The 12,751-nt window shown below is 46.5% G+C and carries 12 protein-coding genes; 6 read left to right on the top strand and 6 right to left on the bottom strand.

What is annotated here, in order from left to right:
• Positions 1-18: 18 nt before the first annotated feature.
• The gene (qoxA, locus tag ABD014_RS20900) at positions 19-978 is read right to left on the bottom strand and encodes a cytochrome aa3 quinol oxidase subunit II (protein WP_343864474.1); all 960 of its coding nucleotides are present in this window, start codon (positions 976-978) and stop codon (positions 19-21) included.
• Positions 979-1,500: 522 nt separating this feature from the next.
• Positions 1,501-2,478 (bottom strand): diaminopimelate dehydrogenase, encoded by a 978-nt coding sequence (locus tag ABD014_RS20895; RefSeq protein WP_343864472.1) that lies wholly within the window; start codon positions 2,476-2,478, stop codon positions 1,501-1,503.
• A gap of 263 nt (positions 2,479-2,741) precedes the next feature.
• On the opposite strand from ABD014_RS20895, the gene ABD014_RS20890 reads away from it, so the two are divergent.
• The gene (locus tag ABD014_RS20890; protein WP_343864470.1) at positions 2,742-4,514 is read left to right on the top strand and encodes a copper resistance CopC/CopD family protein; all 1,773 of its coding nucleotides are present in this window, start codon (positions 2,742-2,744) and stop codon (positions 4,512-4,514) included.
• Between the two features lie 19 nt (positions 4,515-4,533).
• Positions 4,534-5,259 carry a YcnI family copper-binding membrane protein gene (locus ABD014_RS20885; RefSeq protein WP_343864468.1) on the top strand — a complete coding sequence of 242 codons (726 nt, stop codon included), beginning with the start codon at positions 4,534-4,536 and terminating at the stop codon, positions 5,257-5,259.
• Between the two features lie 95 nt (positions 5,260-5,354).
• Here ABD014_RS20885 and ABD014_RS20880 read toward each other — a convergent pair whose 3' ends face one another.
• Both ABD014_RS20880 and ABD014_RS20875 read right to left on the bottom strand, forming a co-directional pair.
• A complete protein-coding gene (locus ABD014_RS20880; RefSeq protein WP_343864466.1) occupies positions 5,355-6,566 on the bottom strand; it encodes an SLC45 family MFS transporter in 1,212 nt (403 codons plus the stop codon).
• Between the two features lie 126 nt (positions 6,567-6,692).
• Positions 6,693-7,421: a glycerophosphodiester phosphodiesterase gene (locus ABD014_RS20875; protein WP_343864464.1), complete on the bottom strand. Its 729-nt coding sequence runs from the start codon at positions 7,419-7,421 to the stop codon at positions 6,693-6,695.
• Positions 7,422-7,697: 276 nt separating this feature from the next.
• Between ABD014_RS20875 and ABD014_RS20870 the strand changes: the two genes are divergently transcribed.
• From ABD014_RS20870 to ABD014_RS20855, 4 genes are all read left to right on the top strand, one after another.
• Entirely contained in the window at positions 7,698-7,922 is a 225-nt protein-coding gene (locus tag ABD014_RS20870; protein WP_251417433.1) for a PspC domain-containing protein, read from the top strand.
• Positions 7,923-7,961: 39 nt separating this feature from the next.
• Positions 7,962-8,630, top strand: a complete 669-nt coding sequence (locus ABD014_RS20865) for a PspA/IM30 family protein (RefSeq protein WP_343864461.1) — start codon at positions 7,962-7,964, stop codon at positions 8,628-8,630.
• Between the two features lie 256 nt (positions 8,631-8,886).
• Positions 8,887-10,116, top strand: coding sequence for a hypothetical protein (locus ABD014_RS20860; RefSeq protein ID WP_343864459.1), 1,230 nt, complete (start codon positions 8,887-8,889; stop codon positions 10,114-10,116).
• 30 nt (positions 10,117-10,146) lie between these two features.
• On the top strand, positions 10,147-11,013 hold the full coding sequence (locus ABD014_RS20855) for an ABC transporter ATP-binding protein (RefSeq protein WP_343864457.1): 867 nt from the start codon (positions 10,147-10,149) through the stop codon (positions 11,011-11,013).
• 104 nt (positions 11,014-11,117) lie between these two features.
• Here ABD014_RS20855 and ABD014_RS20850 read toward each other — a convergent pair whose 3' ends face one another.
• Together ABD014_RS20850 and ABD014_RS20845 are read right to left on the bottom strand one after the other, a co-directional pair.
• Complete coding sequence (locus tag ABD014_RS20850) at positions 11,118-12,059, bottom strand: SPFH domain-containing protein (RefSeq protein ID WP_251417441.1); 942 nt, start codon at positions 12,057-12,059, stop codon at positions 11,118-11,120.
• Positions 12,059-12,496, bottom strand: a complete 438-nt coding sequence (locus ABD014_RS20845; protein ID WP_343864451.1) for an NfeD family protein — start codon at positions 12,494-12,496, stop codon at positions 12,059-12,061. Before ABD014_RS20845 ends, ABD014_RS20850 begins: the two co-directional genes overlap by 1 nt.
• Positions 12,497-12,751 lie beyond the last annotated feature (255 nt).

The following is a 12,751-nucleotide window of genomic DNA, read 5'->3' as shown; positions in this document are numbered from 1 at the left end:
GCTTACTCCCTTCTGTCCTTAATTTCCGTGTGAGGCATGTTCAGCCCCGTCGTCATTTGTGTCGGAGTGGTCCATATCCATATCCATATCCATGTCGGAATGATCCATTTGTGAATGATCACCGGAGTCTCCGCCATGATTATGGCCTGCATGCTCACCTTCAGGTGCTGGACTGAATTCCAAATGTGTCGAGGAATATGTCTGTCTGCCTACCTTCGCAGTATCCAGCAAGGAATTGAACTGCTCTTCAGTCAATGGATCGGCTGTATTCTTGACCTCATTCACCCACTCGCCATATTTCGCATTCGACATCGCCAGAACTTCAAATTCCATATCGGCAAACCCTTTGCCGGAGAAGTTGGAGTTCTTGCCCACAAATGAGCCTTCGTGCTCCGCAACAAGATTGAGCTTGGTTACCATATCGCTCATCGCGTATTTCTGTCCGCCTAATTGCGGAACCCAGAAGCTCGTGATCGGTCCGTAAGAGTAGAGTCTGAACTCAATCGGACGATTTGTCGGAATGTTAACATAGTTAACTGTCTCAATTCCTTCCTCCGGATAGCTGAAATGCCATTTCCAGTTGGAGGATGATGCATAAATAACTAGCGGTTTTTGATCTTCATAGCCTGCCGGCACCTTATCCAAGGCATTGGTAGTCCGAACTGTAACTACCGACAGGATCGCAACGATAACGACCGGAATAGCTATCCATGTGAATTCCAGCCATTTGCTGCCCTCTACATGCGGCGGTTCATAATCCGGAGCCGCCTTGGAAGCACGATACTTCGTAAGCATAAAGATGTACAAGACATAGACAACCAGCAAGATTAGCGCCATGACCAGCATTGAGAAAATAATTACATTAGACTGCGTCTTCGCTACCGGTCCTTTCGGGTTCAATACGGCCAGCGAATTACAACCGGTCAAGAGGACAAGAAGCGCTGAAAAAACGGCCAGCAGCAATCCTTTCCTTTTCATAAATTTCCGTTACCCCTTTCCAGCAATATCGCGCACCATCCACTCTTCCAGGGATGGTAGTATTAATTATCTACCACTATGTTAGGTAAGCTACTAAACAATAACAATTCATAGCAAATTACATTTGTACTAAAAAATTACATTTATTTTTCGTTTTTCTCCTCTATTTTTAAAACATAAGTTCAAATTCAGCCAAATTTGATCGTATTCCCGCAAAATCGTCGATTTTGATAATTGTTCACATTGACCTTTCTGTAGACCAATGTTCGACGAATTGTCATATTTGTTCGAATCGTTCGTGATTATTATCACTTACTTTAGCAACCGAAAAGTTAAACTTCCCATATGGGACTTTTTTCCACTGACGCTTTATTCCTATTTTCAGACCATCCATTTCAGTGTTGAGATAACACGAATAGAAGTCTTCATTCTAGCCCATATCGTAGTGAAAACATACCAAAAAAGCCTAAGGCCGACGGCCCTAGGCTTTCTTACGTGTTCTGAAAGATTTCAATCCCGCTGTTAGAGAATTTCCTTACGAAGCTGTTCTGGCGATTTCGGAGACATTAGTCCAAATGGAATATCGAATACCGTTCTGGCTCCGGATTGTCCAGCTTGGGACAATTTGTAGACAGCACGTGCATAGGCTACCAGTACACTAGCTGTAAATTCCGGATTGCTATCCAATTTAAGCGCAAATTCATAAATTTGCGTGCTGTTCTCCCCAGTCTTGCCGCTTCTGAGTACCATTCCACCATGAGGCATAGCCGAATGATCCTTCTTCAGCTCTTCTTCACTAATAAAGTGAACGATTGTATCATAATCCGCGAAGTAGTTCGGCATTTCCTTGATTTCGCTCTCGATCTTGGCCAAATCAGCGCCTTCTTCCGCAACGACGAAGCACTCACGCAAATGCTTCTCACGCGTCGACAATTCCGGATTCTGGCCCTTACGTACACGCTCAACTGCGGCTTCCACAGGAATTGTATATTGAACACCGTTCTTGACGCCCGCTACACGGCGGATCGCATCGGAGTGCCCTTGGCTAACCCCTTTGCCCCAGAAAGTATATTCCTTGCCTTCAGGCAATACAGATTGTGCAAGCAGACGATTAAGAGAGAACAAGCCTGGATCCCAGCCTGTGGAGATCAAGCTAACATTACCACCTTTGGTCGCCGCATCATTAACTTGCTCGAAATACTCCGGAATTTTCGCATGGGTATCGAAGCTGTCCACCGTATTGAACATAGCCGCGAATTCCGGTCCTTGCTGAGGAAGGTCGGTTGCAGATCCTCCACAAAGGATCAAGACGTCGATATCGCCCTTGTACTTCTCAATTTCAGAAATATGTACGACGCCATTTGCAGCCGCTACATCGTCTGGGTTTCTTCTTGAGAAAATGGCGCGCAATTCGATGTCAGGATTTTGTTTGATTGCTTTCTCTACACCGCGCCCTAAATTTCCGTATCCTACAATGCCTACTTTAATAGTCGATGTCACTAAACCTTCCTCCTTCAAATAATAGCTCTTCAACTATTTTAGCTCACTCTTGTCCATTTTTAAATATTTAACATAAAAAGTAAGCGCTATTCCCTTCATTACAACTCGGATTTATTGAAATTTTCATATTTTAGACATACTTAGTACTGAATTTGCAAATCGAATAGCCCATTATAGCCATACTCATTCTCTAAAAATAATTTTAAAATAAGGGTTAAATGTAACAAATGTCATTGTATTTATAAACAAGGCGGTGTGCAACTGTGCAAATCTTCAAATTCATATCTTCCCGCTGGATGCTTCCGCTTCTATTGATCGGTATCATCGCTGTGATCTACTATCCTAGTCTGGCATCTGCTCATGCGACCGTCACCTCTTCCTCCCCGGCGACGAATGAGATTCTGGCATCGCCTCCTGAGGGGGTCTCCATCACTTTTAATGAATCGATTGAGCAAGCCTTCTACTCCGTCATAGTAACAGGACCTGATGGAAGGCGCGCCGATCAGGGTGACGCTGCCATCGATTCAGAACGTTCTGATCGACTGGTCGCCAGCCTGAAAAATGACTTGCCGAACGGGATCTACAGTATTAAATGGAAGGCTGTATCCAGCGATGGACATGCCATCAGTGGAACGATTCCTTTTGCGATTGGCACTGATGGGAGCGGGTATGCCATACATACTCCCGCCGGGGATGACAACGCGCTGCCCCGGGCTGGTTTAATAATCATCCGCTGGCTGTTCTACATCGGGTTAAGCCTATGTATCGGCACCATATTTTTCCGTCTTCTGCTGCTTCCTGCTAGAGCCCAAGTACTTCGCGGTAGCTCTTTACTTGAACAGCGCAGTCTACTGCTGCTCTACATGGGGCTCGTCTGTACTGTAGTTGGAGTATTGTTCAGTCTTCCCCAGCAAACAGCCAGTGATGCAGGTGTCTCATGGATCCAAGCTTGGGACCTCGATTTACTGCAGGAGACTCTGCGCTTCACCAGCTTCGGACAAGTCTGGACCTGGCAGGTCATCCAAGTCATACTACTCGCTGTATTCATCATGGGGCTATGCTACACGATTTCCGGAGCCGGACAGGACGGCCCGCATGATAGCAGCATGAAGCTCATGGACAAGGAGCATCACAAGGCTTCAGACAGATCTACTTCCAGATTCATCGGACAGGAGCATCTGTGGTCCTGTCTCGTGCTTATCGCTTGTATTGGCCTGATGGTCGCCAAAGCCTTCATCGGTCATGCAGCCACAACTAGTCATAAGCTAATGGCTATAAGCGCTGACTTCATACATCTGCTCACGGCCGTAATATGGCTTGGAGGTATTCTATCCATTGCCTTTCTGCTTCCGGCAGTTCGCAGACATACCGAGCAGTCAGACAGTCTAAGGCCACTTTATTGGGGAACCATCCGGCGTTTTTCCCTGCTTGCCTCGCTCTGTGTCTTAATCTTGCTGCTCACCGGGGTCTATGGAGGCGTTCTGCATATTCCAACTTTGCATGCGCTATGGAATACCCCATACGGGCTTGTCCTTCTGACTAAATTTGCGCTTATGCTCATCATGTTGGCCTTTGCTTTATCGGCATTCTTGCGCGGGAGAGGACGCACCCGACCGCTCGGACGCGGCGTATGGTACGAATTCTGCCTCGGTGCTGTCGTACTCGTACTTGCCGCTGTTCTAGGAAATCTGCCTTCCGCCTCCTCCACACCAGGTCCGGTATCGCTTCAGGCTACGACGGAGGATGGATACCGGATTACTCTGAGTGTCAGTCCGAACCATCTAGGTGAGAATCACTTTAGCCTGGAGGTTCAAGACTCAAGCGGAACCAAGCTTAACAATATTGAGCAGGCTACTCTCAGCCTGACTTCCAGAGAGATGGACATGGGCGTCATTCAGATCGAAATGCCAGGCTCATCACCGCTGGAAGCAGATGAGATGATTACAATGGGCGGGGAATGGAATGTACGCATTCACATTTTGTTGTCCACACTCGATTCCATTGATCATGATTTTATTCTGCAGAGCGGAAATTAAAGAGTAAGGAGCGTTATGCATGAACAAAAATTTCACTAGATTAACTACACTATTGTCAGCCGCCGTATTATTTTTCATCCTATTTGCAGGTAACGCCAGCGCCCATGTTACCGTATCGCCTAACAGTTCCACGCCTGGCTCCTGGGAAACCTACAGTATCAAGATTCCATCGGAGAAGGACCTCCCCACAACCAAAGTTGCTTTGAAAGTCCCAGAAGGCTTTGATTTTAAACAGTATCGACCGATTCCAGACTGGAAGGTAGAACTAACGAAGGACGAGTCCGGCAAGATTACTACTGTAATCTGGTCTGCCGAGAAGGACGGAATTGGCCCGGGAGAGTTCCAGCAATTTGAATTCGTCGGCAAAAACCCGGATCATGAAGCAGACCTGGCCTGGGACGCTTTTCAATACTACAGCGATGGAAGCATTGTAGAATGGACGGGCGCGGAAGGGTCAGACAAGCCTCATTCGATCACCAAGATTACAAATGACCCACAGGCCGGCGGTACCGCGTCTCAGGGAAATGACCATCATGATGCTTCCAGCGATTCTGCTGCCAAATCAGACAGCCATAATGCTCAGGATACCAACAGTGCCGACAGCAGTCAGAGCAACGCATCGCAGCAAACTGCCGAGCCTGCCCAAGGCTCAGGTACGTCCACAACTTCCATTATTCTGTCCACTGCGGCATTGATCGTCTCCATCATCGCTCTGTTCCTCGCACTGCGCAGAACTAAGCGATAAGGCAGGCTATAGGACATAAACAAAATGCACCTGCATGAGGAATTCCATTCCCCTATGCAGGTGCATTTTCAATTGCGGTCAAAAGCCCATCTCTATTACCTAATTGGCAACTGCGTACCGTCCTTCGGCTGCTGTCCGGAGGATTTCTTCTCGGATGCAGCCCCGAATAAGCAGACCAGAGCGAGAAGCATACCAAGCGAAGCGCATACGAACAGTGCAGAATAACCAAATATATCAATGACCCAGCCTAATAGCGGTGGAGAAGATATGGCTGCCAGAGACGATACAAAATAATAGATCCCTGTTCGCGTACCAATACTCTCTTCACGGCCGGTCGAAATGACCCATGGATAAGAGTTAATGTTAATGCATGCCCAGAAAGTACCGCCAATGATCAGAAGTACTCGCAGCCATAATACGGAATCGACAAAGATCAATGAACCGAAAATGACAAACAGACCGCCTACTCCGATAGAAATAATTTTCTTCTTACCGAACTTGGCCCCAAGCCAGCCGCTCGGAAGGGCGAACAAGAGAAAGGCAAGCGAGAAGAACGTCAGTGAGAATGAAGCCTCACTATCAGACATACCGATATATTTGGTACCATACAGGGTAAATAAAGCCTCGACCCCTTGATACGCTACGAACCAGAAGAAGATCGCGCCCAATATGAATAGCGTCGTGCGGTTCAGCTCTTCCTTAATGGAGATTGGACGGATCGGCTTCGCAGCCTCCTCCTGGCTTAGCAGCGTAACCGGCTCCCGGATGACTGCTTTTAACACAACTAAGGAACCTAACATGACAATTCCTGCGAACAGGAATGGCATATACGAACTGATCCCGTACATCTTGGAACCGAGGGCAAAAGCCAGCACTGAGCCTACACCGCCCATAAAATTAATGATCCCATTGGCCTTGGTACGATTCTTCTCCTCTGTGATGTCAGGCATCAATGCAACCGTCGGCGACCGGAACAAGCTCATCGACAAATTCATTAACACCATGAACAATACCAGGGTAAGGAAGCTTGTATGCCAAGGAATAAGTGCTGCGAATACCGCGCCAAGCGGCATCCCAATTAACAGATACGGCATCCTGCGTCCGTATCTCGTATTCGTTCTATCACTGCGGTGACCGATCCATGGCTGTAGAAACATCGCGAAATAATTATCAATCGTCATCATAAACCCTATCATCGCTGTGCTCTTCAAATAATTGTCCAAGAACAGCGGTACGAAGGCATTATAAAGCGCCCAGGTCAAACTGATGCTAAAAAAACCGAGTCCCAGCAGCCATGTTTTCTTCATTCAGTCACGCTCCCTATTTAGAGGTTGTTTAAAAAGTCACCCTTAGCTTCATCCAACCTGAAGCATTTCGAAGAAACACATATCGGAAGCATTAGCTTCGGTGCCGAAAGTCTGACCTTTTAAACACTATTTTGATAATAGCTGGGCCAGTCTATCCGGATAATCGGTAATAATCCCCGCTACCCCAGCCTGGATCAAAGCCTTCATCATACTCTCTTCATTTACAGTAAACGGATGATAAACAACTCCGTGCTTTGCCGCCTCGGCAACTAACTCCGGTGTCAATGCATACATGTATGCATGCAGCGCATCAGCGCCGATCCCCTTCGCATACACCCATGGCTCATACAGCCCTTCACCATACAGAATGCCAGTACGAATATCCGGCGCGATCTGATGACATTCCCGCAAAGAATAATGATTGAAGCTGGAAATAATCGTTCGATCCGCCATCCCATAGCGCTTAATCATCTCGATCACTTTCTTCTCTAATTCAGGATACTGGATGAAGCCATTCTTCAGCTCGATATTCACGATAATACCCTTATCGCATGTGAGCTCTAGCAGTTGCTCCAGAGACGGCAGCCTCTCACCCGCAAAATCGGCATGGAACCAGCTCCCAGCGTCCAGCGTCTGAATTTCCTCCCAGGTCAAGTCCTTCACCAACGCCTTCGTTCCCGTGGTCCGCTCCAGCGATTCATCATGAATTAGCACGAGACGGCCATCCTTCGTCAGCTGCACGTCTGTCTCAATCCCGCTGGCACCAAGCTCCAAAGCACGGACAAAAGAAGACATTGTATTCTCAGGACAATAAGCGGAAGCTCCACGGTGGGCAAAATTAATCAAGTTAGTCACGTTGTATCCTCCTTAGGCAAATCCCATTTTTTATAAATAATATTATCCATAACCCTAGTATAATCCTGCAATGTTAAGCCTGTATTACCTTTTTTGTATTTGCCCCCGGTCTTGTGGCGTGCTTCTCGGCCCGACTAAGGTCTAGTTCACAAACCATCTTAAGCCCGTTATGCCGAGAACCGAATCCATATACAATGAAAACATAAGAAAACGACGCACAAACAAACAACCAAGTAACCAAACGATGAATTTATATAAGAAAGTGAGTGTTGAAAAATGAAAAAATTGTACCGTTCTGCAACAAACAGACAGGTGAGTGGGCTTTGCGGAGGTATCGCAGCATGGCTCGGCGTTGACCCTACGGTAGTACGGCTAGTGGCTGTTGTAGCTGCCCTCTGCAGCTTCGGCACAGTGATCGCCCTCTATCTGATCGCTACCCTGATCGTTCCAAAGGAACCGATCGGCGGCGCCGAATACTTTGACCATTTCAGCAATTACTAATCACAAAATACGAATTCAAATTCAAAGGAGCAGATAACAATGAGTATATTTGAGAGAATCTCCAACTTAACCAAAGCAACCGTCCATGAAGTATTGAACAAACTGGAAGATCCGGTCCTTATGACTGGGCAGTATTTACGGAATATGGAAGAAGATATCCGCAGAGCCGAAGAGAATATCAAGGGACAGCAAAGAGCAGCCGGCGTAGCAGAGAGAAAACTAAATGAAGCCGTACAATCCGTTAAAGAATACGAGCTCCGCGCCCTCTCCGAGCTTCAAGCAGGCAATGAGGCCGCAGCCCGTGAAGCAGCTATACTCAAGATTCAATTTGAAGACAAAGTGCAGCAGCACACCTTGGAAATGAACCAAGCGAAGGAACATGTTCTTGAACTGCAGCAGCGATTAAGCCAAGCGGAGGAAGAATATGCCCGCCTTAAGGAAAAACGCAATGAATTGGCAGCCAGAGCTCAAAAAGCCAAGGACCGCGCCGCAGTACAGCAACCAAACTTCAGTCGTGGTATCGAGGACGGGGATGCGGCACGGGGATTTGAACGGATGGAAGAGAAGATATTGGAGTGGGAGACGGATCTCGACCTTTCGCTTAATTCCCGAGGCATTCATAGCGAAGCCTCAAACTCAGCTGATTCTACAGCAGTCAATGAAGAACTGGATCGACTGAAAGAACAGCTCGCCAAGCGTAATTCCTAAGCGGTTTATTATACACAGGGCTGTTGGACAACGGAGATATGATTCGTTGGTCAGCAGCCCTGGCATTATACATAATCTGTTAGACAAGAAAGACATCGCGTCTATTTGGCAGCCTCCCTCCTATACTCGCCATATAAACACATAACGATTAGGACTATCCCCTCCTTCTCTTTATAACATTTTGTTCTGGCAGTCCGTTTTATAAGAGTTATTACATACTTGAGAATAAATTATGGCAAATAAGAGGGATCGTTCGATGAAAAATATAGTAGCGCTTGAATACAAAAGGCTTTATAAAAATTATGGCTGGCTTATGATCGCAGCCGCCGTATTGTTAGCTGCATTTCTGAGCAATCCGATACTCCCTAGCTACCTGGCAGAGGATCAGGCGGTTTCTTTATTCACACATCATTTAAGGACTCTCGTTCTCTGCACAATGCCGCTATCGATTACCATGATCTTGAAAGAACACAAAGGCACCTTAACGAATCATATATTATTCTCGCAACCTATCCCGCTTCATAGCATTGCATTGGCAAAATGGCTGACCGTCATATCCACCTATCTCTTCTGTTCCTTTGTCAGCTTAGCCCTGTACTCGGTGAGTCCATTACTCATTGGGCGATCGCCTTACAATGTAATGAAGCTGTTGTCTGCGTTTGTCAGGGTTGATGTTCCTGCTGTATTTATCGCTTCCCTGTTCTGCAGCGTTCTATATATTTTATTGCGCAGCAAGATTGTCTCTTATGTGGGAATGCTCTTAATCGCAATCTATGTCCCAGCTATTTTCGATTTCACTTTATTGGCTTTGATGGTCTTCATCCTGCTTCTTACAACCTATGTATGGCTGTACTGTGTCCAGTTAAACCAGGATAGATCTAACATGGATGATTCAAGAAAACGCAGAAGAAAAGTTAGGAAAATATGCTTTTCCTACAATCAAGCGATTCTGCTTAAAGGAGCTGCGCCCGTCATCACAGTTATGCTACTCCTTTGCATGTATGCGTTTATTTCGAAAGACCACTCTTTCTGGTCCATTTTTAAATATGTTATCGTGCTGCTACCTAGCTGCATACTGATTCCTATACATTCGGAGATATATGGAAATAAGCGGGCCGGGTACATTTATACGAGCAGTACGCCAAGGTATAGAATTATGCTCGAACGCTTTATTTTTGGTGCGTTAGTCTCGGAATCATTGATTACCTTGATGTATATGGCGGCGCTTCTGTTCGGACTCGAGAATGGCATGGGTAGATTGTTGATCCTTTATAGTTCCAGCCTACTCCTGGCAGTAGTTGGACTGACCACTGCGAATATTACAAGAAATAGTATGGCCGGTTATATCGCTTCATTGCTACTATGGGGTGCGGCATTATTAGACGGTACAAATCTCGAGGGAGAGCTCTGGACGATCGTTTTGATCAGCATCACAGTGTTACTATTTATTTTGAATGTATCCGCCATGAAGGACAGAAAGTCATAGACCAAGCTAACCCGACCTAAGGAGGTAACAATGAACAAGCTAGAAGTCGCGAACGTATATAAATCCTTCAGGAAGAATGAAGTGCTTAAGGACATTAATTTCAAAGCTAATACAGGCATATTGGGTATTCTGGGGAATCACGGGTCAGGCAAGACGGTATTAATGAATTTGATCTCCGGGTTAACCAAGCCGACACAGGGCAGGGTTCTCATCAACGGACTTGATACCGTAGACAATTCGATACAGGTCAAAGAACGTGTAGGCTATCTCCCTCAAGACTTCAGTCTATATGATGAGCTCAACGCCTACGAAATGCTGGGCTATATCGGCAAGCTCAACAAGATGGGTACTAGGCAGCAAATCGATGATCGTATTGATGAAGTACTGGAGTGGGTCAATCTTAAAGGTGCCGCCTATCGGAAAGTCGGTTCATATTCGCCGGGAATGCGGAGAAGACTGGGGATTTCCCTCGTCTTGATCAAAGATCCGGACATTATTCTTGTCGATGAACCAACAACCGGACTTGATCCGCTGGAGCAAATCCGGTTTCGAGCCTTGCTGGCCTCACTGGGAGAGCGTAAGCTCATCCTGCTGTCGACCCATCATGTAGATGATATTGCAGCTATTTGCGACCAGCTCATCTTCCTCAAGAACAAAACCGTGGACTTCTACGGAACTCCGAATCAGTGGCTAGGTGGCATCCAAAGCCGGATTGCTGAGACTGTAATAAGAGACCGCAATCAATTAAGCGAATTAACCCGGGAATATAAAGTGATCTCAATGAAGCAAGTAGAGAGCGGAGTCCATGTCAGACTCATCCTTAGATCTACTGAGCCATACTTCCCCTACACATTAGTGAATACGGAGTTGGAAGATGCCTTGGTCTACTACTCCTAACAATAGCGTTACCTAGTTTTGTTAGAAAAAGGAGCCATCCCTTAGCAGCACTCATAGCTACCAGGATGGCTCCAACTATTACATAAATCTTATGTCAGGAGGGGTTACTTCGCGCCCTTCCCTTCCTTGAACAACTCACCGATCGCACCAAGACTTCCAAGCGTCTCGACTGCGTTGGATGGGATAAACACTTTATTGGCTGGTCCCTTAGCTACTTCCTTCAACGCTTCAAACGACTGATAAGCAAGAACCTGTTCGGTCAATGCAGCGTCGCGCAGCATTTGAATCCGCGCCTTCTCCGCTTCTGCAACAGCCTGGATCGCTTTCGCTTCCCCTTGTGCCTCCAGCTCCTGCGCCTGGCGCAAGCCTTCCGCCTCGCGAATCCGTGCTTCCTTATCCCCTTCCGCCTTCAGGATCTTACTCTGCTTATCCCCTTCAGCACGAAGGATCATATCTTGCTTCGCTGCTTCCGCCTCAAGGACGATAGCCCGTTTGCTCCGTTCTGCCTTCATTTGTTTGTCCATCGCTTCTTGGATATCAAGCGGCGGCTTAATATCGATAACTTCAACCCGCTCGATCCGCACGCCCCACTTCTCTGTAGCTTCGTCCAAGGCGATACGAATTTCTGTAGAGATTTTCTCCCGTCCGGACAGCGTCTCGTCCAGCTCCAGCTTACCGATGATTTGACGCATCGTCGCTGTGGAAATATTTCTTACCCCGTATACATAATCCGAAATTCCGTAGGTAGCCTGCTCCGGCCCTACAACTTGATAGAAGATAATCGTGTCGATTTGCACCTGCACGTTATCCTTGGTAATAACCGTCTGAGGCGGCACATTAGCCTGTTGAATCCGCAAATCATGAAACACACGAACCTGATCGATCACCGGAATCAAAATATTAAGACCCGGATTTAACAGGCGATTAAACTTCCCGAGGCGTTCTACGACACCCACGCGTTGCTGTGGTACGATCTTAACAGTAAGTGAGATAAATACAACAACAACTAGAATAATAACAAGTATAACTATCCATTCCCAGCTCATTAAGTGAAATCCTCCCATCTTTCTACTTCAATAATTGTACTGCTTCGCTTCAGCACCCTAACCAGCTCATCCTTCTTCAGAGAACGCACTGATGTAGCACTCCAGGTGTCTCCGCCAATCTTCACGATTCCAAACTGTCCTTCCTCAATAGGTTCAACAACAACTCCCTGTCTCCCTACCAGTTCTGTACCGGCATCCTCATACCCCTTGGATGAATTACGAAATTTTCGCGATAATGGCTTAGTAAAGATCGTAAGCACAATAGCCACTACGCAGCCTGCTATAACTTGCAGGATATAAGCATCTGGAGCTATCCAGGCGACAACCGCTGCGACCACTGCTCCAAGGCATAACCAAAGCAAGTAAAATGTCAGCGTCATCATTTCAAATACGAGTAATACTCCTGCGGCAATTAGCCAAAGCACCCATGTATCCATTCTGCCAGATGCACCACCTTTCCGCGTATTAATACTAGTATATACGAGAACAGCGGCAAAGCGTCTCATTAATTTGTAAAGATTACTGATAGTATACCTGGAATATGTCAAGTTTTCAGTATTAATGTTGGAAAATGTATAATTCTATCCGAAAAAAAACGCCATTCTTCCGAACGACAGTAATGACTAGTATAAGCATACGTATCAGACCTAACACATAGAACGTTGAATACTCCCACTCTTCACTAGAACCCA

This window comes from Paenibacillus motobuensis (assembly GCF_039521865.1).
GTDB classification, from domain to species: domain Bacteria; phylum Bacillota; class Bacilli; order Paenibacillales; family Paenibacillaceae; genus Fontibacillus; species Fontibacillus motobuensis.
This window is presented reverse-complemented; position numbering and strand designations above follow the sequence as displayed.